This window comes from Saccharopolyspora hordei, from assembly GCF_013410345.1.
Classification (GTDB): Bacteria; Actinomycetota; Actinomycetes; order Mycobacteriales; family Pseudonocardiaceae; genus Saccharopolyspora; species Saccharopolyspora hordei.
Genome location: NZ_JACCFJ010000001.1, coordinates 4,985,029 through 5,009,113, shown reverse-complemented (window position 1 = coordinate 5,009,113; position 24,085 = coordinate 4,985,029). Strand labels below are relative to the sequence as shown.

General features: G+C 74.2%; 21 protein-coding genes. 11 read left to right on the top strand and 10 right to left on the bottom strand.

Annotation, left to right across the window (positions count from 1 at the left end):
• Positions 1-65: 65 nt before the first annotated feature.
• Positions 66-1,211, bottom strand: a complete 1,146-nt coding sequence (locus HNR68_RS22930; RefSeq protein ID WP_343050343.1) for a globin domain-containing protein — start codon at positions 1,209-1,211, stop codon at positions 66-68.
• An 852-nt stretch (positions 1,212-2,063) separates the two neighbouring features.
• Between HNR68_RS22930 and HNR68_RS22925 the strand changes: the two genes are divergently transcribed.
• Positions 2,064-3,023 carry a DUF3048 domain-containing protein gene (locus HNR68_RS22925; protein WP_179723811.1) on the top strand — a complete coding sequence of 320 codons (960 nt, stop codon included), beginning with the start codon at positions 2,064-2,066 and terminating at the stop codon, positions 3,021-3,023.
• A gap of 5 nt (positions 3,024-3,028) precedes the next feature.
• Here HNR68_RS22925 and HNR68_RS22920 read toward each other — a convergent pair whose 3' ends face one another.
• Positions 3,029-3,943, bottom strand: coding sequence for an endonuclease/exonuclease/phosphatase family protein (locus HNR68_RS22920; protein WP_343050342.1), 915 nt, complete (start codon positions 3,941-3,943; stop codon positions 3,029-3,031).
• A gap of 142 nt (positions 3,944-4,085) precedes the next feature.
• On the opposite strand from HNR68_RS22920, the gene mshB reads away from it, so the two are divergent.
• Positions 4,086-4,910: an N-acetyl-1-D-myo-inositol-2-amino-2-deoxy-alpha-D-glucopyranoside deacetylase gene (gene mshB, locus HNR68_RS22915; RefSeq protein ID WP_179725394.1), complete on the top strand. Its 825-nt coding sequence runs from the start codon at positions 4,086-4,088 to the stop codon at positions 4,908-4,910.
• A 45-nt stretch (positions 4,911-4,955) separates the two neighbouring features.
• The gene (locus HNR68_RS22910; protein WP_179723810.1) at positions 4,956-5,495 is read left to right on the top strand and encodes an AAA family ATPase; all 540 of its coding nucleotides are present in this window, start codon (positions 4,956-4,958) and stop codon (positions 5,493-5,495) included.
• Between the two features lie 2 nt (positions 5,496-5,497).
• Here HNR68_RS22910 and HNR68_RS22905 read toward each other — a convergent pair whose 3' ends face one another.
• Together HNR68_RS22905 and HNR68_RS22900 are read right to left on the bottom strand one after the other, a co-directional pair.
• Positions 5,498-6,199: a maleylpyruvate isomerase family mycothiol-dependent enzyme gene (locus HNR68_RS22905; protein WP_179723809.1), complete on the bottom strand. Its 702-nt coding sequence runs from the start codon at positions 6,197-6,199 to the stop codon at positions 5,498-5,500.
• A 38-nt stretch (positions 6,200-6,237) separates the two neighbouring features.
• On the bottom strand, positions 6,238-6,936 hold the full coding sequence (locus tag HNR68_RS22900) for an FCD domain-containing protein (protein ID WP_179723808.1): 699 nt from the start codon (positions 6,934-6,936) through the stop codon (positions 6,238-6,240).
• 170 nt (positions 6,937-7,106) lie between these two features.
• On the opposite strand from HNR68_RS22900, the gene HNR68_RS22895 reads away from it, so the two are divergent.
• From HNR68_RS22895 to HNR68_RS22870, 6 genes are all read left to right on the top strand, one after another.
• Entirely contained in the window at positions 7,107-8,327 is a 1,221-nt protein-coding gene (locus tag HNR68_RS22895) for an NRAMP family divalent metal transporter (protein ID WP_179723807.1), read from the top strand.
• A 7-nt stretch (positions 8,328-8,334) separates the two neighbouring features.
• Positions 8,335-9,096, top strand: coding sequence for a LamB/YcsF family protein (locus tag HNR68_RS22890; RefSeq protein ID WP_179723806.1), 762 nt, complete (start codon positions 8,335-8,337; stop codon positions 9,094-9,096).
• Positions 9,096-9,707 (top strand): 5-oxoprolinase subunit PxpB, encoded by a 612-nt coding sequence (gene pxpB / locus HNR68_RS22885; protein WP_179723805.1) that lies wholly within the window; start codon positions 9,096-9,098, stop codon positions 9,705-9,707. The genes HNR68_RS22890 and pxpB overlap by 1 nt, the downstream gene beginning before the upstream one ends.
• Entirely contained in the window at positions 9,704-10,558 is an 855-nt protein-coding gene (locus tag HNR68_RS22880) for a 5-oxoprolinase subunit C family protein (protein WP_179723804.1), read from the top strand. Before pxpB ends, HNR68_RS22880 begins: the two co-directional genes overlap by 4 nt.
• Positions 10,559-10,620: 62 nt before the next feature.
• Complete coding sequence (locus tag HNR68_RS22875; protein WP_179725392.1) at positions 10,621-11,385, top strand: putative hydro-lyase; 765 nt, start codon at positions 10,621-10,623, stop codon at positions 11,383-11,385.
• An 816-nt stretch (positions 11,386-12,201) separates the two neighbouring features.
• A complete protein-coding gene (locus HNR68_RS22870; RefSeq protein WP_179723803.1) occupies positions 12,202-12,780 on the top strand; it encodes a TMEM165/GDT1 family protein in 579 nt (192 codons plus the stop codon).
• A gap of 54 nt (positions 12,781-12,834) precedes the next feature.
• Here HNR68_RS22870 and HNR68_RS22865 read toward each other — a convergent pair whose 3' ends face one another.
• Positions 12,835-13,287, bottom strand: a complete 453-nt coding sequence (locus tag HNR68_RS22865; RefSeq protein ID WP_179723802.1) for a hypothetical protein — start codon at positions 13,285-13,287, stop codon at positions 12,835-12,837.
• A 320-nt stretch (positions 13,288-13,607) separates the two neighbouring features.
• Here HNR68_RS22865 and HNR68_RS22860 point away from each other — a divergent pair, with 320 nt between their 5' ends.
• A complete protein-coding gene (locus tag HNR68_RS22860) occupies positions 13,608-14,663 on the top strand; it encodes a saccharopine dehydrogenase family protein (RefSeq protein ID WP_179723801.1) in 1,056 nt (351 codons plus the stop codon).
• A gap of 7 nt (positions 14,664-14,670) precedes the next feature.
• Here the strand turns inward: HNR68_RS22860 and HNR68_RS22855 are convergent, their stop codons facing one another.
• Positions 14,671-15,231 carry a VOC family protein gene (locus tag HNR68_RS22855; protein ID WP_179723800.1) on the bottom strand — a complete coding sequence of 187 codons (561 nt, stop codon included), beginning with the start codon at positions 15,229-15,231 and terminating at the stop codon, positions 14,671-14,673.
• An 85-nt stretch (positions 15,232-15,316) separates the two neighbouring features.
• Here HNR68_RS22855 and HNR68_RS22850 point away from each other — a divergent pair, with 85 nt between their 5' ends.
• Entirely contained in the window at positions 15,317-15,802 is a 486-nt protein-coding gene (locus HNR68_RS22850) for a GNAT family N-acetyltransferase (protein ID WP_343050339.1), read from the top strand.
• Here the strand turns inward: HNR68_RS22850 and HNR68_RS22845 are convergent.
• The 4 genes from HNR68_RS22845 to HNR68_RS22830 all read right to left on the bottom strand — a co-directional run bounded on the left by HNR68_RS22845 (position 15,799) and on the right by HNR68_RS22830 (position 24,082).
• Positions 15,799-17,052 (bottom strand): TIGR02679 family protein, encoded by a 1,254-nt coding sequence (locus tag HNR68_RS22845; protein ID WP_179723798.1) that lies wholly within the window; start codon positions 17,050-17,052, stop codon positions 15,799-15,801. The genes HNR68_RS22850 and HNR68_RS22845 overlap by 4 nt on opposite strands.
• Positions 17,053-17,205: 153 nt before the next feature.
• The gene (locus HNR68_RS22840; RefSeq protein WP_179723797.1) at positions 17,206-21,303 is read right to left on the bottom strand and encodes a TIGR02680 family protein; all 4,098 of its coding nucleotides are present in this window, start codon (positions 21,301-21,303) and stop codon (positions 17,206-17,208) included.
• Positions 21,300-22,514, bottom strand: a complete 1,215-nt coding sequence (locus HNR68_RS22835; protein ID WP_179723796.1) for a TIGR02678 family protein — start codon at positions 22,512-22,514, stop codon at positions 21,300-21,302. The genes HNR68_RS22840 and HNR68_RS22835 overlap by 4 nt, the downstream gene beginning before the upstream one ends.
• Positions 22,511-24,082, bottom strand: a complete 1,572-nt coding sequence (locus tag HNR68_RS22830) for a TIGR02677 family protein (protein ID WP_425502924.1) — start codon at positions 24,080-24,082, stop codon at positions 22,511-22,513. The genes HNR68_RS22835 and HNR68_RS22830 overlap by 4 nt, the downstream gene beginning before the upstream one ends.
• Positions 24,083-24,085: the final 3 nt, after the last annotated feature.

The window sequence follows — 24,085 nt, the reverse complement described above, 5'->3', positions numbered from 1 at the left end:
AGTCGGACCACCGAGAAACGGCCGCCCCCGGAGGGACCCCGTGGCCCTCCGGGGGCGGGAGCGGATCAGGCCGGAACGGACGTCGGTTCCTGAGCCAGCCAGAGGTCGGGGCCGAAGACCTCGTAGTGGATGTCCGAAGCGGGGACACCCAGCTCCAGCAGCTGTGCGCGGACGGCGCGCATGAAGGGCAAGGGTCCGCACACGTAGGCAGTGGCGTCCTCCGGGATGTCCAGCGCCGAGAGGTCGACCAGGCCCGTCCGCTCGGCGGGCCAGGGCTCCTGCGGCTCCTCGTACCAGACGTGCACGGTGGCGTCGGGCAGCTTCGCAGCGAGCTGGTCCAGGTCAGCCCGGAAGGCGTGGGTGTGCTCGCTGCGGTCGGCGTGCACGGCGATGACCTGGCGCGGCGAGGCCGTGGTCGCCAGGTGGCGGAGCATGCTGATCATCGGCGTGCAGCCGATGCCGGCCGAGACCAGCAGCACCGGGTTCGTGCCCTCGTCGAGGACGACATCGCCGAAGGGAGCGCTGCCCCGCAGGACGTCTCCTTCGGTGCAGTGCTCGTGCAGGTGGCTGGACACCTCACCGTCGATCCGCTTGACGGTGATCGCGAGGGCGTTGGCCGAGGTGCCGGAGATGCTGTACTGGCGGATCTGGTGGGCGCCGTCGGGCAGCTCGACCTGGACCGACACGTACTGGCCGGGCCGGAACGACGGCAGTGGCGCGCCGTCGGCTGGTTCGAGCAGCAGCGTGATGGTGTCCGTCGCTTCCGGGTAGCGGCCCACGACGCGGTGGTCGCGCCAGGCATCGCCGTCCGGAGCGTTGGCCTCGGCGTAGAGACGGGTCTCGATGGTGGTCAGCGCGTCGGCCATCAGCCAGTAGACCTCGTCCCAGGCCGCGACGACCTCCTCGGTGGCCGCATCGCCCAGCACCTCGGCGATCGCGGCGAACAAGTGGGTGTGGACGATCTCGTACTGGTCCTTGGTCACACCGAGCGAGGCGTGCTTGTGCGCGATCCGGTTGAGCATCGTCTCCGGTGGGAACGCGGGGTGCTCCACCAGTGACCTGGCGAACGCGACGATGGATCCGGCCAGTGCCTGCCGCTGCTCCCCGTTGGCCTGGTTGCCGCGGTTGAACAGGTCGCGCAGCAGCTCGGGGTGAGCGGTGAACATCCTGTCGTAGAACACCCCGGCGATCTCACCGATGGTGGCGCTCACGGCAGGCAGGGTGGCGCGGACCGTTTCGGTCGACTTCGGGGACAACATCGCCGACCTCCTGTTCTGCTGTTCTCGTCCAGTTCTCCGGCGTGCCGCAGCGATGCAGGTGGCAGCCGGAGTTCAGCTGGTGGCGCGGCGTTGCAGGGGGCCGCCCACCAGTCCGTCGATGACGGTCGGGTCCCGTGCGATGGCGAAGGCGTTGCGGGCCGGTCACATCGCGATGCTCAGCGCCGAGTCTGCCCTCTCGCCCGTCTCGCACCCCGATCGTAAAAAGTTGCATCCTCGATTCCAATTTGTTGTAGGGCAGGTCATAGCGCGTTCCCCCGGCGGGTGCGGCGGGTGTTCACGCGGTCACGGAGCGGTTGAGGAATGTTGCGGCGCAACGGGATCCGCACCTCCGAGTGCGCACGGACCCCGGTGCTGTGATCCGCAGCGGACGGTGCCGGGGTGCCGGGTCGTCCGCGTGCGAGGTCGGTGGCGCGGACACCGAGGCCCGCCGCAGGCGCCCCGTGTCCCGGTCCGAGACGCTCAGCGCGCGGAACTCCTGGCGGCGCGGGCGCGGGTCGTCTGAGGTCAGGCGGCGGTGAGGCTCTCGCCCCGCAGGACGGGCACCGGCCATCCCCTTCGTGACTCCGCGCCTTCCGGGAGCACGCCGAGTCCACAGTGGAGTGATGTGGACCTCGGGGAGACGCAGCACGGCGGACGTGATCGATCCCGACCGCTCCCGCGCGGCGGCACCAGTGCCGGTTCCGGCTTCCGCCCCGCCGGACTGCGCCAGTCGGCCCCTTGTCGCGGCCCGTGCGGCGGGGGAAAGCTACCGGCAGCGGGGGCTGCTCCGCTGGGGGAGGAGCGATGTGGTGGGTGCGCGTTCTCGGCACGTTGACCGCCGTCGCGGCGGTGCTGCTCGGCGGACTGGCCCTGCAACCGAGCGGGACCCGGACGCTGCCGGTCGCGGCACCGCCACCGCCCCCGCCGCCTGAACCGCCGCCCGCGCCACCGCCGGCCGGTCCCCCGGTGCTCGCGGTCAAGGTGGACAACGCCCCCGCGGCTCGCCCGCCGACCGGGATCGGCACCGCCGACGTCGTGTTCGTGGAACCCGTGGAAGCCGGGATCACCCGTCTCATCGCGGTGTTCGGCACCAGGCAGCCGCCCGTGGTGGGACCGGTGCGCAGCGCCCGGCAGACCGACCTGCGCCTGCTGCCGCAGTTCGGCCGTCCCGCGCTGGCGTTCTCCGGTGCGGCGCCGGAACTGCTGCCGGAGATCGACCGGGCTCCGGTGGTCGGCGCCTCGCAGGCCTCGGTGCCCGGCGCGTTCTACCGCGGTCCGGGCAAGGCCCCGCACAACCTCTACGTGCGCCCGTCCCGGTTGCCCGCCGGGGAGGGGTGGTCGCCGAACGCCGCGCTGACCTTCGGGCCCGCTCCGGGTGGAGGCGTTCCCACCAGCGGTGAGCAGGTGGCCTACCGGGCGGCCGAGGTGGGGTTCACCTGGTCGCCCGAGCAGCAGCGGTGGCTGGTGTCGATGGACGGGCGCCCGTACGCGGCGACCGACAGCGGACGCCTCGCGGCGAGCACCGTCGTGCTGCAGGAGGTCCCGGTGACCAGCTCGCGGTTCCAGGACGTGGCGGGCAACGTCTCGCCGTTCGCCGAGACGGTCGGGACCGGCCGGGCGGTGGTGCTGCGCGACGGCCAGTCCTTCGAAGGACGCTGGGACCGCCCGGCGCCGGAACTCGGCACCCGCTACCTGGACCCGGCCGGGGAACCGATCCCGTTCGCCCCCGGCCAGGTCTGGGTCGTGCTCGTCCCGGCGCCGTAGGCGGGTCAGACCAGGTCGACCAGGACCTGGACCGGGAGGTGGTCGGACGGGAAGCGGCCGTTCCGGCGGAAGTCGTTGATCGCCGCGGCGCGCACCGCGACCCGGTCGTTGTGCAGGACCCAGTCGATGCGCTCCCCGCCCTCGACCGGCTCCTGGTAGTCGGCGAAGGTGCCCCACGCCGGGGTGAGCCGCCGGTCCGCGGTCCGCCAGGCGTCGGCCAGCCCGCCGCCGGTGAGGATCCGGTAGGGCTCCGAGCTGCCCGCCGGGGTGTTGAAGTCCCCGGTGAGCACCACCGGCAGCCCCGCGTCGAACCCGGCGATCCGCTCGCGCACCAGCTGCGCGCTGCGCCGGCGCGACGGCTCCGACTGGTGGTCGAAGTGCGTGTTGACGTGGGTGAACTCGCGGCGGCTGCGCCGATCGCGGAAGCGCACCCAGGTGACCATCCGGACCACCTCGTTGCCCCAGGACGTCGACCCGATCAGCGCCGGGGTGTCCGAGAGCCAGAAGTGGTCGTAGTCCAGCGGTTCCAGCCGGTGGGCGTCGTAGAAGACCGCCATGAACTCGCCGCGGCCGCCGCCCTCGCGGCCCAGCCCGACCCAGTCGTAGGACCGCGGGAGGTCCTGCAGCAGGGCTTTCACCTGGGAGAACAACGCCTCCTGCACGCCCAGCACGGTCGGCCGCTCGATGTCGAGGAGCTCGGCGAGGACCGGGCGGCGGGTGCGCCAGGAGTCCGGGTCCGGCGGTGCCGCGCCGCTGTCGAAGCGGATGTTGAAGCTCATCACGTGCACCTGGTGGCCCTGCGCCGGCCCGATCACCGCGTCGCCGGCCGGTGCGGCCACGGCAGAGCGGGTGCCGAGCGCACCGGCGACCGCGGCGGCCCCGGCCATGCCGAGCACACCTCGGCGGGGAACTGTCGGCACGGTCCCTCCTCTGGTCTCGGGAGTCCTGCCGGTGATCGTCGCGCACCGGCGCCCGGAGCCGGGTGACCAGCGGACGAACATCGCCCGAACATCCCACCGGACCGGCGCGGCTAGGCTCAGCGGCATGAGCGACCGTCGTCTCCTGCTGGTGCACGCCCATCCCGATGACGAAGCCACCGCCACCGGCGCCACGATCGCCCGCTACTGCGCGGAAGGCGCCTCGGTGACGCTGGTGACCTGCACCAGCGGGGAGCTCGGCGAGGTCGTCGCCGACGACCTCGCGCACCTGCGCGGCGACCCGGACGCGCTGGGTGAGCACCGGCGCGGCGAGATCCGCGCGGCCCTGGCCGAACTGGGCGAGGTCCGGCACCGCTGGCTGGGCGGCCCGGGCCGGTTCCGGGACAGCGGGATGGCCGGTGCGGACGGCAACGGCGCCCCGGGTGCGTTCGCCGCGGCCGACCCGGCCGAGGTGACCCGCGCGATGGTGGAGGTCCTGCGTGCCGAACGGCCGCACGTGGTGATCACCTACGACGAGCACGGCGGCTACGGGCACCCCGACCACATCGCCGCGCACCGCGCGGTCATGTCCGCGCTCGACCCGGCCGCCGACCCGGACCACGCCCCGGAACTCGGTGCGGCGTGGCAGGTCCCGAAGGTGTACTGGACGGTGCTGCCGCGGTCGATCCTCAAGCGGGTCGAGGAGGCCGGGGTGGAGGGCTTCGAGCCGTACACGGTGCCGGACGAGGAGCTCACCGCGGTGCTCGACGGCCGCGACTTCCACGCCGCCAAGATCGCCGCGCTGCGCCGGTACCGCAGCCAGGTCGACCTCGACGACGGCGGGTTCTTCGCGACCGTGGTGCAGCGCCCGGAGTTCGCCGTGGAGCACTACCTGCTGGTGCGCGGCGAGCGGGGACCCGGGAGCGGCCCGAACGGCTGGGAGGACGACCTGTTCGCGGGACTGGGCTGATCCGGTCGCGCAGGGGAACGGTGCGTCGTCCCTAGACTGCGCAGGATGGCCCGGCTCCTCCACCTCAACGGTCCGCCCGGCATCGGGAAGTCCACGCTCGCGCGACGCTACGCCGACGACCACCCCGGCGTGCTCGACCTCGACATCGACCAGCTGCGGCCGTTGGTCGGCGGCTGGCGCGACCGGTTCGCCGAGACCGGCGCGATCGTGCGGCCGCTCGCGGTGAGCATGGCCGGCACCCACCTGCGCGCCGGGCGCGACGTCGTCCTGCCGCAGTTCCTGGGGCGGTTGCGCGAGATCGAGCGGTTCGAGGCGGTGGCGCGCGACAGCGGCGCCGAGTTCCGCGAGGTGGTGCTGATGGACACCCGGGACCGCTGCCTGGAGCGCTTCGCGCGCCGCGACGACGACCTGCCGTGGGTGCGGCAGATCAGGCGGCACGTCGCGGAGCAGGGCGGCGACGCCCACCTCGCGGCCGTCTACGACGCGCTCGTCGACGTCGTGCGGCGCCGGCCGACCGCGACCGTCCTGACCAGCGAGGCGGACGCGGTCGAGCGGACCTACCAGGACCTGCTCGCGGTGCTGTGACCTCAGCCCGCCGACCGCTGCGCGGGGATCGGGGCCGGGTGCGGCGGCCACGGGCCCAGCTCGGGCAGCGGGCCCTCCGGGGTGCGCTGCGGGGGCCGGCCCGCGAGCCAGGCGGCGAGGTCGTGCGCGCGGCCGCGGATCTCGACCGGTCCGCCCGCCCACGTGCGGTCGCCGTCGGTCTGCCGCAGCGCGAACCCGTCGGGCAGGCGGGGGAGCAGGAAGTCGATGGCGTGCGCGGAGAACTCCGGGCTCCAGTGCTCCGGTCCGACGCCGACGTCCAGGTCCACCAGGTGGATCCACACCTCGCGCCAGCGCATCCGGACGACCCCGGCGAGGTCGCCGTTGCGGAACCGCACCGGCCGGTCCCAGTCCGCGTCGGTCGCCTGCGACCAGACCGCTTCCAGCGCCGCGCTGTGCCGGGCGAGCCGCGCCCGGTGCTGCTCGGCGCTGTCCCCGGCGAGCCCTTCGATGATCGCGTCGCGCTCCTCCTGGCCGCCTTCGTGGGCGTCGACGAGTTCGCCCCGCAGCGCGAGCGCGCTGACCCGGGCGAACGCGCGCGCGTTGTCCGCCAGGTGCGCCAGCACGTGCCCGCGGGTCCAGCCGGGGAGCAGCGACGGGGCGGCGACCTGGTCGTCGGTCAGGGTGGAGACGGCGTCTCGGAGGCGGTGGTGACCGTCGACGACGGCCTGCAGCGGGAGCTTCACGCGCGGGGATGGTAGACCCTCACGCCGCCCCGCCGGGATCACTCCGGAGTGTAGCTGCGGTAGGCGGCGACCAGCTGCGCCTCGGCGGCGTCGAAGTAGCCCTCCAGGCGGTCGGCCGCCTCCTCCAGCCGGCCGCCGCTGATCAGGTCCGCGATCTCCCGGTGCGGCGCCAGGTAGGGCTCGTGCAGCTCGCGCGGCCTCGACATCCGGTGGAAGGCCAGGCGCAGCTCGGCGAGCAGCCGCCGCATCGTCTCGTTCACCCGGGGGCTCTGGGCCAGCGCCGCCAGCGCCTCGTGGAAGCGCATGTTCGCGGTGCCCACGTCCCACCAGCGCTCGTCCCGGGCCGCGCGCTCACCCTCGGTGACCGCCTGGTCCACCGCGGCCACCAGCTCCGCGGGCGCCCCGGCGGACCGGCGCACCGCGCTGATCTCCAGCAGGCGGCGGATGCGGTAGAGGTCGATGACGTCCTCGTCGCTGAGCACCCGCACGAACACCCCGCGGTGGAACTCGTGCACCAGCAGGCGCTCGTGCACCAGCAGCCGGAACGCTTCACGCAGCGTGTTGCGCGACACGGCCAGCGCGCGGCCGGCGCTCTCCTCGGACAGCCGGGTGCCCGGGGCGAGCGCGCCGTCGATGACCCGCTGCCGCAGCAGGTCGGCGACCCGCTCAGCCGTGCTCGTGCGGTCGAGCAGCGCCCGGTCGGCCGCCAGCAGGTCCGCCCACGGGTCCGCGGTCACTCCAGCTCCCAACGCTCTCGCAGTCGATCACCAGTGTAACGAGAAAGTTCCACACGAGGTATTGCAGGATTGTTCAACAATTCTCTATCTTGGCCCGAACCGCCGCACGGGCGGTGCACACGGACGTTCCCCCACCGGCCCGCGGTCGGTGCGCAGCTGATCGGAGAGCCATGGCTGAGACGACCACTGCTGAGAAGGGGCCCTCGGCCGCCAGACGGAGCACGCTGCTCGGCGCGGTGTTCCTGATGGCCACCAGCGCGATCGGGCCCGGGTTCATCACCCAGACCACCGAGTTCACCGTCCAGCTCGGCGCCGCCTTCGCCTTCGCGATCCTGGTGTCGATCCTGGTCGACATCGCCGTGCAGCTGAACGTCTGGCGCGTCATCGGCGTCTCCGGCATGCGGGCGCAGGACCTGGGCAACAAGGTGGTGCCCGGCCTCGGCTACGTGCTGGCCGCGCTGGTCGTCTTCGGCGGGCTGGTGTTCAACGTCGGCAACGTCTCCGGCACCTCGCTCGGCCTGGACGCGCTGGTCGGCCTCGACGCCAAGATCGGCGGCGCGCTGTCCGCGGTCATCGCCATCGGCATCTTCCTGAGCAAGAAGGCCGGGGTGGCCATGGACCGCATCGTCGTGGTCCTCGGCGTGGTGATGATCCTGCTGACCGCGTTCGTCGCGTTCTCCTCCGCGCCGCCCGTCGGCGAGGCGCTGGTGCAGTCGGTGTGGCCCAGCGAGGTCGACTTCCTGTCCATCACCACCCTCATCGGCGGCACGGTCGGCGGCTACATCACCTACGCCGGGGCGCACCGCCTGGTCGACGCCGGGGTGACCGGCCCGGAGCAGGTCGTCGACGTCAGCCGCAGCTCGGTGGTCTCGCTGCTGGTGACCGGCGTGATGCGGTTGGTGCTGTTCCTCGCGGTGCTCGGCGTGGTGGCCGGGGGCGTGGCGCTGACCTCGGCCAACCCGACCGCCGAGGCGTTCGAGCACGCTGCCGGCGAGGTCGGCGTGCGGCTGTTCGGCATGATCCTGTGGGCGGCCAGCATCACCTCGGTCGTCGGCGCCGCCTACACCTCGGTGTCGTTCCTGGTGACCTTCTCGCCGAAGCTGGCGCGCGCCCGCACCTGGCTCGTGGTGGCCTTCGTGGCGCTGTCCGCGGCGGTGTTCCTGCTGCTCGACCAGGCCCCGACGACGCTGCTGGTGCTGGCCGGCTCGCTCAACGGGCTGCTGCTGCCGGTCGGGTTCGGCGTGCTGATGTTCGTCGCCGCCCGGCGGCGCGACCTGCTCGGGGGATACCGCTACCCGCGGTGGCTGTTGATCGTGGGTGTGGCCGCCTGGCTGCTGACCGTGTACCTGGGAGTCAACTCGCTCGGCGGCATCGCCGCGCTGTGGAAGTGAGGTGGGCATGGACCTCAACTCGGACCTGGCGGAAGGCTTCGGACGCTGGGAGCTCAGCGACGACGAAGCACTGCTGCGGATCGTGACCAGCGCCAACGTCGCCTGCGGCTACCACGCCGGGGACGCCACGGTGATCCGCGAGGCGGTCGAGCAGGCCGCCAAGCAGGGCGTGGTGGTCGGGGCGCAGGTCGGCTACCGCGACCTCGCCGGGTTCGGGCGCCGGTTCATCGACGTGCCGCCCCGCGAGCTGGCCAACGACGTGATCTACCAGATCGCCGCGCTGGCCGGGTTCGCCCGCATCGCCGGGACCGAAGTCGCCTACGTCAAGCCGCACGGCGCGCTCTACAACGCGATCGTGCACCACGCCGACCAGGCCGCCGCCGTGGTCGAGGCGGTGCGCACCTACGACCCGTCGCTGGCGGTGCTCGGCCTGCCGGGGTCGCAGTGGCTGGAGCAGGCCGAGCGCGCGGGCCTGCGGGTGTTCCGCGAGGCCTTCGCCGACCGCGCCTACACCCCGGAGGGCACGCTGGTGTCGCGGCGCGAGCCCGGAGCGGTGCTGCACGACCCCGAGGTGATCGCGGAGCGCTGCCTGCGGCTGGCGGCCGGGGAGCCGATCGAGGCGGTCGACGGGTCGCAGATCCGCGTGGCGGCCGACTCGATCTGCGTGCACGGCGACAGCCCCGGCGCGGTGGCCATCGCCGAGGCGGTGCGGGACCGGTTGGTCGCCAGCGGCGTCCAGCTCCAGCCGTTCGCCGCGCGAGGGCTGTGATGCGGTTCCTGCGCTGCGCTGACTCCGGTCTGCTCGTCGAACTCGACGACCTCGACGCCGTGCAGGCGCTGCACGCCGCGCTCTCCGACGCCCCGCCCGAGGGCGTGGTGGACCTGGTCCCCGCCGCGCGGACGCTGTTGCTGCAGCTGGACCCGCGGCGCGCCGACGTCGCCGCGATCGAGGCCGCGGTGCGCGCGGTGGAACCGCGGCGCAGCGTCGGCGGCGACGGCGCGCTGGTGGAGGTGCCGGTGGTCTACGACGGAGCCGACCTCGCGGAGGTGGCCGCGCTGACCGGGCTCACCGAGCGCGAGGTGGTGGACCGGCACACCAGTGCGGAGTGGACGGTCGCGTTCGGCGGTTTCGCACCGGGTTTCGGCTACCTCGCCGGCGGCCCGCCGGAACTGGTGGTGCCGCGACGGTCCGAGTCGCGGACCAAGGTGCCGCCGGGGTCGGTCGGCCTGGCCGGAGCCTTCAGCGGCATCTACCCGCGTGAGTCGCCCGGCGGCTGGCAGCTGATCGGGCGCACCGACCTCGAGGTGTGGCGGGTGGACCGCGATCCGCCGGCGCTGCTGCGCCCCGGCGTGCGAGTGCGTTTCCAGGAGGTCCGATGAGCTGCGTGGAGGTGCTCGCCACCGGGCCGCTCGCGACGGTGCAGGACCTGGGCCGCCCGGGGCTCGCCGGGATCGGCGTCGGGCGCTCCGGCGCGGCCGACAGCGGCGCGTTCCGGTTGGCCAACCGGTTGGTGGGCAACGACGAGGGCGCGGCCGCGATCGAGGTCACCTTCGGCGGTCTCGTCGTGCGCGCCACGCGGGACCTCACCGCTGCGCTGACCGGCGCGCCGTGTCCGATCACTGTGGACGGTCGTGGCGCGGCGCCGAACTCGGTGCTGCGGATCCCCGCGGGTGCGGTCGTGGAACTCGGCGTGCCCGACCGGGGCCTGCGCAGCTACCTGGCGGTGCGTGGCGGCATCGCGGTCGAACCCGTGCTGGGGTCGCGGGCCACCGACGTGCTGGCCGGGCTGGGGCCGGAACCGCTGGCGCCGGGGATGACGCTCCCGGTGGGCCCGCCGCCGAGGCGGTTCCCGCAGGTCGACGTGGCGCCGGTGCCGGCGTGCCCGGACGGCGAGATCACGCTGCGCGTGGTGTTCGGGCCGCGCCACGACTGGTTCACCGAGGACGCGCTGTCCACGTTGGTCAGCAGCTGCTACGAGGTGACCGCGGACAGCAACCGGGTCGGCATGCGGTTGTCCGGCCCGCTGCTGGAGCGCTGCCGGCACGACGAGCTGCCCAGCGAGGGCATGGTCGCCGGGGCGTTGCAGGTGCCGCCGTCGGCGCGGCCGACGCTGTTCCTCGCCGACCACCCGGTGACCGGCGGTTACCCGGTGATCGCCGTGGTGGTCGCCGCCGACCTGGACAAGGCGGCCCAGGCCCGCCCGGGGCAGCGGATCCGCTTCCGGTCGTGAAGCGGCGCGTCCCGTCCCAGCACACCCGAACGGAGGGTCTCACGATGGCAGAACCGCACGAGATGTCCCCGGAGCAGGCGCGCGCGGCGTTCCGCGCCGGGCTGCGCGTGCCCACCTCCGGCTACAGCGCGGGGTGGACCCAGGCCAACCTCATCGCCCTGCCGCGCGAGTTCGCCTACGACTTCCTGCTCTTCGCCCAGCGCAACCCGCGGTCCTGCCCGGTGCTCGACGTGACCGAGCCGGGCGAGACCAGCGCCGCGATCTTCGCCGGCGACCTGCGCACCGACCTGCCCGCCTACACCGTCTACCGGGACGGGGAACTGGTGGAGGAGCGGACCGAGGTCACCGACCTGTGGCGGGACGACCTGGTGGCGTTCCTGGTCGGGTGCAGCTTCACCTTCGAGGCCGCGCTGCTGGAGGCCGGCGTCCCGGTGCGCCACATCGAGGCGGGCAGCAACGTGCCGATGTACCGCACGAACCGCGCGTGCCGCCCGGCCGGACGGCTGTCCGGGCCGCTGGTGGTGTCGATGCGGCCGATCCCCGCCGAGCTCGTGCCCGCCGCGGTGCGCGTCACCTCGCGCTACCCGTCGGTGCACGGTGCCCCGGTGCACGTCGGCGAACCGGGAGCGCTGGGGATCGCCGACCTCGACCGGCCGGACTTCGGCGACCCGGTGGAGGTGCGGCCCGGTGAGGTCCCGGTGTTCTGGGCGTGCGGGGTGACCCCGCAGGCGGCGGTGATGCAGTCCGCACCGCCGTTCGCCATCGGCCACGCACCGGGCCACATGGCCATCACCGACGCCCGCGACAGCGACCACCTGGTCCCGTAGCAGCTCGACCGTCCACAGTGGCCGGTACCAGGAGCGGTGAGGACCCCCGCCCGAGGAGAAAGGGCGGGGGTCCTCGCTTCGCTGGGGGGTCGATGCGCTGGTCGCCTCTGCGGCGAAAGGCGCGACGCGGCTCCAGCCGAACGGTGTTCCGCGAAGGCAGTGGTTGAGGCCCGGGGGACACAGGCGCATCGACCACCTCGTCCAACGAGTGGGGGTGGGCGGGTGTTCCGGGATCTCTTGTGAGCCGTCCCTCACTCGATCCGGTCCGCCCCGCAGCCCCGGCGTCGTTCCAGGTGGTGGACGCGGCGGTGTGATGTGGGACACGAGGTCCGGTCGTCCGCGTCCGCCGCGCTCCCGAGGGTCGAGGTCGGCGGTGAGCCGCCGCGGGGACGGTGGCCACCCGCGCCCGGCGCGTCGGCGGGCCGGGGAGCTCGGCGGTGCGCGCGTCGTCGGAGCAGGTGACACCAGATCGTGCTGGGACCCGAATCGCGGCGGTTCGCGATCCGGGATCGTCCGCACCGGTGCGGCGAACGCCATTCTTGCGGCACGCCGAAAACGCGATTCCGGCATTCGCGAATGGTGATGTTCGGGGAACGCGGCTCTTTGACATCTCTCGGGCAGCGAGTAGTGTTCCCGGCCGGAGAAGGGGAGTAGTCCGCAACACCGCGGTCGACATGCTGGTGCTCGTTTCCCCGTGCACCCGGTCGCGGAGCCTCGGGATCGAGGTGGGCGAGACCTTCGGAACCGGCGGTGCATGCCGGGCCGAAGTCGCCGACGCCTTCGTCCTGGCCGTGATCGGAGAGGTGCTGATTCGTCGTGCTGGGCAGCATTGCGCTGAGTTCCGTGGCGATCTTCATGGCCGAACTGGGGGACAAGTCCCAATTGATGGCCATGACGTTCGCGACGCGGTACCGGGCGTGGCAGGTGCTGGTGGGCATCACGCTCGCCACCACCGTGGTGCACGCCGTGTCGGTGGCGCTCGGCTTCGGCATGGGCGAACTGCTGCCGACCGAGTGGGTCGCGATCGTCGCGGGTGTGGCCTTCCTCGGGTTCGCCGCGTGGACGCTGCGCGGTGACCGCCTGACGGAGGAGGAGAAGCGCAAGGCCTCCCAGCGCGCCGGGTCCGCGGTGCTGGTGGTCACCGTCGCGTTCTTCCTCGCCGAGCTCGGCGACAAGACGATGCTGGCCACGGTCACCCTCGCCACCCACCACGACTGGCTCGGCACGTGGATCGGGTCGACGGTCGGCATGGTGGCGGCCGACGCGCTGGCCATCGGGGTCGGGCTGCTGCTCGGCAAGCACGTGCCGGAGCGGCTGGTCCGCTACGGGGCGGCGGCCCTCTTCGCGGCCTTCGGCGCCTGGCTCGTCGTCGACGCCGCGCTCGCCCTGGCCTGACGCCCTCGCGCGGCCGGTCCGCGGTCGCCCGTGACCGCGGACCGGCCGGGTTCCTCAGCAGTTCTCGAAGGTGATGGGGGCGGAGCGGTAGAGGGCCCCGGTGGAGCTGACCGTCTCGGTGTGGGCCTGCACGGTGCCGCCGGTGGTGCACGGGGCCTTCGCGGTCAGGTCGATCTCGGTGCCGCTCTGGGTCAGCTGGCCGAGCACCTTGGGGGCCGCGTCCTTCTGGGGGACGACGATGCGGACGTCGACGGTCGCCGTGTTCGCGCAGCCGGTGCGTCCGCCGTGGGCGACGAGCGTGTTCCCCTCGCGCGTCGGTTGTTCGGCGAAGAGCGTGCACGCCGGGGCCCGTTCGGGGGCGACGGCGGTCGCCGGGGTTGCGGGCGAGACGACGAGCGCGGTGAGAGCGGCCGCAATGCTGAACAGGAGTGGGTGACGTCGCATTTCCGGTGCCTCTTTTCCGTTCAGGGAATGGTGCCCGTCGAGGGGCGGTTCGGAGTCGATCACCCGGTGTGATCGCTGTCAATTCGAGTTCGAGAAGCCCGCAGTTCTTTCACCCGGCTGAGCGTTTTCTCTCGGCATGTCGTCGCCTTTCAGGTTCGGCGCCCGCAGTGAACGTGAACGTGGGTGGAGAACGGGTCAGTGGGGAGGGGTGACGAGCGGAACTCCCGGAGTCCCGCCGTTCCGGGGGCGAGGACAGGAACCCGCCCGGGATGCCGCCGTCGCGGGAGACCCACGAGGGTGATGGACGGAACTCCCGGCAACCCGTGACCCCGTCAGGCGGTGTTCGTTGGCGAGGTGTCCGTGCAAACCCGGAGAGGATCGCGATGACCTGGATGATCTACGGCGCCAACGGCTACACCGGTCGCCTGGTCGCGGACCTGGCGATCGACCGCGGTGAACGCCCGGTGCTCGCCGGCCGCGACCCGGCGAAGGTCGCCGCGGTCGCCACCCCGCGCGGACTGCCCCACCGGACCTTCGACCTCGCCGACCCCGCGGCGGTCGACGCGGGCCTGCGGGGCATCGACGTGGTCGCGCACTGCGCCGGACCGTTCTCCGCGACCTCGGCACCGATGGTCGAGGGCTGCCTGCGCGCCGGCGCGCACTACCTGGACATCACCGGCGAGATCGACGTGTTCGAGGCGGTGTTCGCCCGCCACGAGCAGGCCCGCAGCGCCGGCTCGGTGCTGCTGCCCGGTGCCGGCTTCGACGTGGTGCCCACCGACTGCCTGGCCGCGATGGTCGCCGCTGAGCTGCCCACCGCGACCCACCTGGACCTGGCCTTCCAGGCCAGCGGCGGGATCAGCGGCGGCACGGTGAAGAGCGCGCTGGAAGGTGCGGCGATCGGTGGTCGCGCCCGCATCGACGGCGAAGTCCGGACCGTGCCGCTCGCATGGCGGCGGCGGGAGGTGCCGTTCCCCTCCGGCCCCCGCCGGGTGACCTCGCTGCCCTGGGGCGACGTGAGCACGGCGTACCGCAGCACCGGGATCCCCAACATCACGACGTTCGCCCACCTGCCCGGACTGGACCGGGCGGGGCAGCGGTCGCTCGGGCTGTCCCAGGCGCTCATGCGCACGCGCGTGGTGCAGCGGCTGGGACAGGCGGCGATCGGCCTCGTGGTCCGCGGACCGGGGAAGGCCACCCGCTCGCGCAGCTGGGTCGAGGTGTACGCGGAGGCCACCGACGACGCCGGGCGCAGCGTCTCGGCGGCGCTGATCGGCCCGGACACCTACGAGCTGACCGCCGACGCGGTGCTGCGCGCGGTCCACGTCCTGCAGTCCGGTCCGCCGGAACCCGGCGCGCACACGCCGTCCACGGCGTTCGGCGCCGACTTCGTCCGCCGGCTGCACGGGGTCCGCGTCATCGAGCCCGCGCGCCGCTGACCGGCGGTCACCTCGCCAGGACGCGGACCCTCCCCGCGGCGACCGACGTCGACACCAGGAACTCCAGGTGCGGTCCCTCGCCCGAGACGGGGCACAGGGCGGCGAACTCGGCGCGGTCGCTGACGAGGTCCATGCCGGTTCTCTCGGCCCAGCTGCGGGCCGCGGCGCGCGGGTCGGGGGTGTGGACCACGACCGCGGCGACCGGGCCGGTGCGCTCGTAGACCTTGCGCGGTTCCAGCACGCACAGCTCGTTGCCCTCGACGTCGGCCATCACCACCCAGGGCACCTCGTCGCCCTGGCCGACGTCGGCGAAGCGGGCACCGGCGTTGAACAGCCGCTCCACGAGCCGGTTCTGGCCGTCGTGCGACTCGCTGCGCAGGTCCAGGTGGACGTCGTTCTGGCCCTCGCCGGCCGTCCCACCCGGCACGAAGCGCAGCTCCACGCCCGGGCCGACGGGGTGCACCGTGGTGCCGGCCCCGGCGTCGAGCTCCCAGCCGAGCACGTCGGCCCACCAGCGGGCGAGCCGCTGCGGGTCCTGCGCCGAGAACTCCACCACGAGCGATGCCATGGCCGGAAGCTACCGCAGATCCCTCCCCCGGGAGCGGTGGAAAAGGGCTGGCGTCCCGCGGCCGGGGTGCGCCACGCTGGGTGTCGTGGAGATCCGAGACGCGGTGCGCGAGGACTGGCCGGCGATCTGGCCGTTCATGCGGGAGATCGTGGCCGCCGGGGAGACGTTCTCCTGGGACCGCGACATCACCGAGGAGCGGGCGCGGCAGCGGTGGTTCCCGGAACCACCGGGCCGCACGGTGGTGGCGGTGGACGGTGGTGCGGTGCTCGGCACCGCGGTGTCCGGGCCGAACCACGAGGGCCCCGCCGCGCACGTGGCGACCGCGAGCTTCATGGTCGACCCGGCGCACGCCGGGCGCGGTGTCGGGCGCGCGCTGGGACGTCACGTGCTCGACCGGGCGAAGGCCGACGGGTTCCGGGCCATGCAGTTCAACGCGGTCGTGGAGACCAACACCCGGGCGGTGGCGCTGTGGCAGTCGCTGGGCATGGAGATCGTCGCCACGCTCCCGCAGGCCTTCCACCACCCGGTGCACGGTCACGTCGGCCTGCACGTCATGTACCAGCTGCTCTAGAGCCCGGCCCGGAGGTCGGCGAGGAGGGTCGGCAGCACGTGCTCCTCCTCGACGGCGCGGGCCGCGGTGGACATCAGCTCAGCCAGCGCCGGGTCCCACGGGGTCGCGCCCGGGGTGCCGACGAGGTTCGGCAGGTCGGTGCGGGCCGCGGCCGCGCGGTCGAGGGCCTCGCGGTAGTCCCCGGCCGACATCCGCCACGGCCGGACGCCGTGGTGCTCCCAGAGCGACCGGGTGATGCCGACACCGGCCCAGTCGAAGTCCCCGTGGTGGTGCAGCGTGGCGCCGTCGGCGGCCAGCCGGTCGAGCAGGGTCAGCGCGACCGTGGTCGGGCGGCCGGACAAGCACACCACGGGGTGCTCGACGCGCTCCTCCGCGGCGGACTCCAGCACCCGCGGGTTCTCGCACACCGCGACGGCGGTGCCGGGCTCGACGAGCCGGTCCGGGGCGGTGCGCAGGTCGAGGTGGGTCAGGTGCACCGGGAGCCCGAGCGCGGAGCGCTGCCGGACGCCGCGCGACCACTCGTCGGAACCGACCAGCGGCAAGGACCAGCAGAGCACGGTCGCCGAGACCGCGTCGAGCGTGACGCCGCAGCGCTCCCACAGCGCCCGCCGTTCCCGCTCGGTGCCAGGCGGTTCCACGCCGTGCGCCAGCGCCGCGGCCTTGAGCACGACGCGGCTCAGCGCGGTGCCGTTGTCGAGCTCGTGCGCGCTCCCGACCCGCGCGGCCAGCTCGCCCCGCGAGGTCCACGTCTCGGGCGTGCGGTCCAGGCTGAGCGAGGCCAGGACCCCGGCAGCGCGCCGCGCGAGGGCGGGCAGTTCGTCCGCGGCGATCCGCCCGTACTGGTGGACCCACCGGGCCCACGGCTCGGCCCACTCCGCGTCCGCGAGCCCGTGCTCGGCCAGCGCCGCGCGCAGCGTCTCCACCGTCCGCTCCCGCCGCTCGTCCCGTGAGTCCGGCTCGCGCCGGACGACCGGCCGCCCGTGCAGGACCTCCAGGACTTCCTCCAGGCCCATGCCGAACCGGCTGGCGCGGACCGCGGAGTCCAACTTGGACACGCTGATCCGGGTGCCCTGGCCCCACATCGGACGCCCGTAGACCTCACCGACGAGCCGCCGGGCCTCGTCGTCGGGCAGCTCCAGCCGGAACGTGGCCGGGGGAGAGGGGGACTCCAGCGCCTCCCGCGCCTTCTCCCACAACCCCCGCAGGGCCTCGACGCCCCACACGGCGCGCACGTCGTCCGCTGCACCCACCAAGAACCTCCCTGCTCGTCCCGGGACCACCTCCCGGCTCGCCACACCGAACGCGACTCCGGTGGGAACCACACGCCCCGACCTCCGTCGGGGGCGCGGTCCCCACGAGGCGACCACCCACCGTTCCGACCGGCGGGTCGCCGCCCGTCGGGGCTAGGTGTCCGCGCGGTGGAGGTCGGTGCCCGTCCAGGTCGTGTGCGTGCACGCGATGCCGTGGCCGCTGCGGGGCCGGAGCACGTCGTAGATGTGCATCTTCGGGATCTTCGGCGAGACACCCCACCCGCTGGGCCAGGTGATCAGCCAGTCCATGTCCAGGTCGACCAGCAGCCCCAGCATGCGCGCGATCGTCGGGTCGTCCAGCCGCTCGAACGCCTCGTCCAGCAGCACCAGGCGCAGCGGGCCCCGGCCGTCCGAGGACACGCTGACCGCGTCGTAGAACGCCGCCGCGGCCGCGAACAGCGTCACGTAGGAGATCAGGCGCGTCTCGCCGGAGGACAGCTGCCGCAACCGCCGCACCCGCGGCTTGCCGTCGGGGCCGGTGTCGCGCACCCGCACGGTGAACGCGAACCAGGAGCGGTAGTCCAGCGCCCGCGCCAGGATCTCCGCGTAGCCGCCCGAGGTGCTGTCCCGCTCGGCCTCGATGAGGTCGGTGAACACCTTGCGCAGCACGGCGTCCTGGTCGTCGCTGCGGTTCGCGAACGGGGTGCGCACCAGCTCGATGGCCTGTTTGATGTCGTCGCCCAGCGCCGCCGACGGCTGCCAGTCCAGCTGGACGTGCACGCCCTGGCTGGAGCGGGCCCCGTCGAGCACCTCGTTCATCCGCTCACAGAGGTCCTGGGCGATGGACATCTGCCCGCGCAGGCGCTCCGCCAGGTCGCGGATCAGGTAGTCGGCGAAGATCGACTGGTAGCGCTCGTTGAGGTAGCCGCGCTGCTCGGCGAGCCGCTCGCCGACCCGGCGCGCCGCCTCGGCCACCGGCTGCGGCCCCTCCTCGCCGGTGACGGTCACCGTGAGCAGGCCGTGCTGGTCGGCGGCGGTGATGTCGTAGCTGCCGCTCAGCGAGTGCTGCAGGGTCTGGAGCCGGTTGAGCACGGTGGCCTCCGACGACCCGCGCCGCTCGGCCCCGGACAGCAGCGCGGCTGCCTCGTCGAGGTCCGTGGGCTGCTCCTCGGCGACCTCGGCCGCCGACCACAGGCCGGGGATGCGCAGCGCCTGCTGGAAGGCCTCGGTCGCCGACGCCGCGTCCTGCTCGCGGCCCGCCAGCTGCGCCCGCTTGTTCTCCAGCTGGGTCTCCAGCCGCGCCCCGGCCTCGCGCAGCGAGCTGACCCGCTCCCGCGCCTGCGGCAGCTGCTGCCGCAGCTCGGCGCGCTCGCGTTCCAGCGCGCTCACCTTGTCGGAGATCTGCTGCGCCTCCCCGCCGACGGCGGAGGTGAGCTCCTCCAGCCCGCGGGCCTGCTCCGCGTAGGCCGCGCAGCGCCGCTCCGCCTGCGCCTCGGCCTCCATCCGGTCGGCGACGGCGACGTCGTGGTGCAGTGAGATCCCCTGCAGGTCCGCCAGCGTCGGCAGGCAGCGGGACTCGATCGCCTCGCGCAGCGCCTCGATCCCGCTGCGGGCGTCGACGGCCGCCCGGTGCGCCGCGTCGAGCGCCCGGGTGTCGGCGGGCAGGTCCGCCTCGCCGGCCGCGCGCACCAGCTCGGCGTGCGCCGCCTGCCAGCGCTGGTCGGCGCCGGCGTGCTGCTCGCGCAGCTGCGCCGCCTTCTGCTCGCTGTCCGCGGCGGCCTCGATCGCGGTGGTCAGCTTCGCGTGCGCGGTGAGCAGGTCGCCGTCGTCCGGGTAGGACTCCAGGTGCTGCTCCAGCTCCGCGGCGTGCTCGGCGGCCTCGCGGTGCCGGCGCTCGGCCGCGCCGACCTCGTCGCGCAACCGCGCCAGCTCCTCCTCGAGCTCCGCGATGCGCCGGGCGCGGGCCGCTTCGCGGGCGCCCGCCCCGACGTACTCCGCGGCGTCCTTGCGCCACGCACCGGACAGCACCCCGGCGCGCCAGGAACCGTCGGCGGACACCGACAGCCCCGTGCGGCCGTCGGTGGACACCGCGGACAGCAGCGCGGCGACCCGCTCCGGTGGCACCGGGCAGTCGGCCACGGCGGCGGGGGTGAGCAGGTCGGCGAGCGTGCCGCCCGCCGCCGGTTCGGTGGGCGCGGCGACCAGGTCGCCCAGCTCGGGCACCGCGCCGTCGGCGGTGACCCACGCGGTGAGCAGGCCGCTGGACTGCAGCGCCGCTTCCAGGCCCGCCCGGTCCTCGTCGCGCACCGACGGCTGGAAGTCGACCAGCTCGTAGAAGGCGCGGCCCGTCTCGGGGTCCCGCTCGGCGTCGGCCCAGCCCGGCCGGGCCGGGGTCTGCTCGTGACCGGCGCGGAGCTCGGCCAGCTCGTGCTCGCGGGTGCGGGACTCCGCGCGCAGCTCCTCGATCTCCTGCTCGACGGCCGACACCCGCCGGCGTGCCTCGTGCAGGTGCGGACGCGCCCAGCGGCGCGCCCGCTCGCGGGCCTGCCGGGTGGCGGCGCGGTCCTCGACGAGCTCCTCGGCGGTGGGCGGCTCCGGCGCCGGGTCGTCCACATCGGACGGCCACTCGGCCGCCCACTTCTGCACCCGCTCCACCCAGACCGCGGCCGCGTCGGAGAGCTCCTGCTGGGCCTGGTTGCGCCGGCCCGCCGCCTCGGTCGCGGTCAGCTGCGCCTGCCGGGCCAGCTTGTGCAGCTCGGCGACCCGGTCCTGCTCGGCGTCCAGCTCCACGGCCTGCTGGTGCAGCGCCAGCGTGAGCGCCGCGCGCTGCCGGGCGGTGGCGGCGAGGTGCTGCGACCCCGCCACCACGGCGCGGAACTCCGCCACCAGGGCTTCGGCGTCCAGCTGCGGCGCGACCGCGCGCTGCAGCGCCTCCGGCACGGCGTCGGGTTCCGGCGAGGTGCGGACCTCGGCGTGCTCGGCGCGCAGCTCCGCGGCCGGGATCGCCGGCGGCTTGGGCACCAACGACCCGTCCAGGCCCGCGGTGGACAGCTGCTGCGCCGCCCGCGCCGCTGCCTGGACGGCCGCTTCGGCGTCACCGGACAACCGCCGCAGCACGCCCACGACCGACTCCGCCGAGCGGTGCTCCTGCGCGCGGTGCTTGGCCGCGGTGTCCAGCGCGGCGACCGCCGCGCCGCGGGCGCTGTCCACCAGCTGCTCGCGGTCGCGCAGGTTCTGCAGCTCCGAGTAGGCGGGGTGGGAGCGCAGCGCGTCGATGCTGGACTCCAGCTCGGCCTCGCGCTGCTCCAGCTCGGCGATCGTCCGCTCCGCCGCCTGGCGGTCCTGCTGCTTGCCCGCGACCTGGCGCTCCAGGGTGGACAGTTCGTCGCGCAGCGCGCGCAGCTTCTGCTGGGCGGTGCGCATCGCCTCGGCCCGGTCGCGCAGCGCCCCGAACGCGTAACCGGAGTAGGTCGACAGGAACGCGGAGAGGGCCTTGTCCGCGCCGGTCAGCCGGACGATGTTCTCCCGGATCGACTCCAGGTCGTCGAACGAGGTGGCCAGCCGCTCGACCAGACCGGGGTCCAGCGGCGGCAGCGCGTCGGAGAGGATCTGCTCCAGCTGCCCCTCCAGCACCTTCAGCCCCACGTCGGGGTTGCGCAGCGTGCGCTGCAGGTGCAGCAGGTCGCCGTAGCGGGCGGCGGGCACCCCGTAGACGGTGGCCGCGACCTTGGCGCGGAACGCCTGGTCGTCCAGCACGCAGTCGGCGCCGAGCAGGTCGCGCAGCTGCGCCGAGCCCAGCGGCACCCGGTCCGCGCCCACCAGGTGCAGGTTGATGCCCACCCGGCGGGTGGTGATGAAGCGCCACGAGTCGCTGACCGCCTGCGAGGTCTTGGACGCCTTCACCCCGATCCCGCAGGTCAGGAACTCCTCGCCGCCGTCGGGCGTCTCGCGGCGCAGCTCGATCCACGCGTAGCCGATGCGGTTCGGCCCGCCCGGGTACTCGTCGAGCATCAGCCGCCGGATGCTGACCGTGTCGAAGCCCTTGGACCCCAGCTGCCGCAGGTCGCCGTCCAGGCACAGCGGCAGCAGCAGCTCCAGGGTGCGGGACTTGCCGGAGCCGTTGGTGCCCTGGAAGATCGCCCGGCCGCCGCTGAGGTCAAAGGTCGTCTCGGCGTACTGCCAGATGTTGACGATCCCGCCGCGGTGCAGCCGCCAGCGGTTCGCCGCGGGATCCGTGCTCTCTCGGCTCACCGCTGTTCCCCCTGCTCCTCGTCGAACACCGTCATCTCGTCGAACAGCGACCACCCCGGCGGCTCGGGGGCGGGCGGCTCCGGCTCCCGGTGGGGCGCCGGGGTGGCGTCGGGCTGCGGCAGCCAGCGGTGCGCGGCCGGGCTGAGCAGCCAGCACCCGTCGGCCTCCTGCAGCAGGCCGAGCCGGCGCAGCATCGCCACCACCGAGTGCACCAGCTCCTGCCGGTCCTCGGTGGCCTGCCGGGACCAGGCGGCCGGGTGGGCGTCGAGCAGCTCCTGGCACACGTCGGTGAGGTCCGCCCAGGTCACCGGGTGCTTGCCGGCGTCGTCCGGCTCCGACCGGGACAGCAGCTCGGGCAGCGCCAGCAGCGCGATCCGGGCCACCGTGCCGGGGCCGGGGAACACCAGGTCGGTCAGGTAGTCCTCCGGGTCGCAGACCACCACGCCCTCCGCGCGGCACTCGCTGACCAGCCCGAAGCACCGCTCCAGCAGGCGCGCTTCGCGGACCACGTGCTCGCGCAGCCAGCTCGCCTGCTCCTCCGGGAGGTCGCTGTAGAGCACCACCGGGTCCTCGACCAGCCGCCGCCGCACCGCCTGCTCCACGTTGCGGGGACCGGCCGCGCTGGCCAGCTCGATGAGCTGCTCGGGGGTCTCGGCCTCGGCGAGCGGCCCGGAGACGAGCTGCCCGAGCAGGTCGGTGTCGATGGTGATGAGCGCCTCGGCGGACGACTCGGCGGTGACCGAGCCCTCGGTCTCGGTGATCACGCCCAGCGCCACCAGCTCGCGCAGCGCCGCGGTGAGCGCCCGCCGGTCCACCGGGTCGTCGACCACCGGGACGTCGGCCTCCACCGCGGCCGCGCGGACGTCGCTGACCAGGCGCGACAGCAGCACCTGGCGGCCGATGCCGGTCAGCGCGGCCAGGGTCAGCGCGAAGTAGGCGTAGCCGCGCGGGGTGAGCGCCGGCGCACCGCGGGTGGGGTCCTCGCCCACGCCGGACTTGTGGAGCCGGGCGAAGCGCCGCTCCACCACCAGCCGGTAGCCCAGCAGCGAGGAGAACAGCTCCTGCAGCGCCGCGCGCTGCCGGTAGACCATCGGCAGCAGGTCGCCGTCCGGGCCGCCGGCGTGCAGCAGCGGGCGGCGCAGCAGCACCCGCGCGCAGCGGACGACGTTCGCTGCGTCGATGTCCGGCAGCTCGTCGAAGGTCGTGGTCATCGGGCCGCCCCCTGCTCCTGCGGGACCGCGCCGTCACCGCTGAGCTCCAGCACCGTGTCGCGCAGCGTCAGCACGCCCGCGGCGCTGGCGATCTCGGTGTGCCGGCCTTCCGCGGGGCGCACGGTGACGCGCAGCCGGTGCACCGGGTCGAGCGCGGTGCCCTGCTCGTCGGGACCTTCGCGCTGCGCCATCGCGAGGGTGAGCAGCTCGCACAGCACGCCGAGCGCGTCGGGGGACAGCGGCTCCGCGCCCAGCCGCGGACCGGCCGCGGCCAGCTCGGCGACCGCCGCGCTGCGCCGCTGGTCGGCCTCCCGCGCCTCGGCCAGCAGGGTCTCCTCGGTCATCGGGTCGTCCAGCACCCGCGAGGTCCTGCCCCGCGCGCCGCGGTCGCCGCGGCTGCGCACGCTGACCGTGACGTCGAGGACCGGGCCGTCGCGCCAGGGCACCCGGTCGTTGTCGGTGTCGTGGTCCGGCGCGGGCTGCAGGTGGCGGGCCGAGTGCAGGCCGAACGCCGCCGAGTGCAGCCGGTGCGCGGTGGCCTCGTCGGCGGAGTCGAACCACTTCGCCAGCTTCAGCAGCTCACCGCGGCGACCCGGCACCAGCCCGCCCCCGGAGGTGGCGCGCTTGACGCTGGCCAGCAGCGAGCCGATGGCCCGCGCGGTGGCCTCCCGCAGCGCGGCGACCTGGCTGGGCCGGCCCGGCGAGTCCACGAACCAGTCGGTGAGCTCCTGCCAGTCGGCCGCGGTGCGCCCGCGCGCCCGCTCCACGTCGGTGCCCAGCTGGTCGGCCGGGCCGAGCAGGCGCAGCAGCTCGCTCCGGGCCTCGGCCAGCCCCGCCAGCGACGCGGCGATGGTCTCGGTGTGGCGCAGCACGTCCTCCACGACCATCTGGATGTACTCGACCAGCAGGTTGCGGAACCCGGAGATCTCCTCCGGCGCCAGCTGGTGGCGGGTGACCACCTGGCCGAGGTAGGCGTAGAAGTCGCGGACCGTGGCGGCCAGCTCGGCGTGCTGGAGGAACACGGTGGTGACCTGCTCGGCGAGCCGCTCCCGGGCCTGCCGCGCGGGCTTCGCGTCCGGGTCGCGGGCCTCGGCGGCCAGCGCGTCGGCCAGCGCGGTGCGGATCGCGGCCAGGCCGCGGTCGATGGCGGGCAGCAGCTCGCGGGACACCTCGCGCGCGCCCTCGGGCACCCGCAGCAGCGCGTCGACGTCCCGCTGCACGCGGACCGCGAGCTTGCTGACCTGGTAGCGCACGCTGCCGTGCTGGAACTCGGCGATGCTCGACGCGATCGTCTCGCGCCGCCCCACCACGAGGTTGCCCCACTTGACCAGCCGCTTGAGCCGGTCGATGACGGTGTCCACATCGGACTCGCCGGGCGCCACCCGGCCCTCCCGCTCGGCGGCGGCCAGCGCCGCGGCCACCTCGCCGGCGGACAGGTCGGCCAGCAGCGTCGAGGTGAACAGCCGCATGATCGCCAGGTAGGTGCGGTGCTCGGGCGCCTGGAGGTAGGCGAACAGCTGCAGGCGCTGCCCGTCCTCGGGCGTCTCGTCGAGCGCCTGCGCGGGCACGTC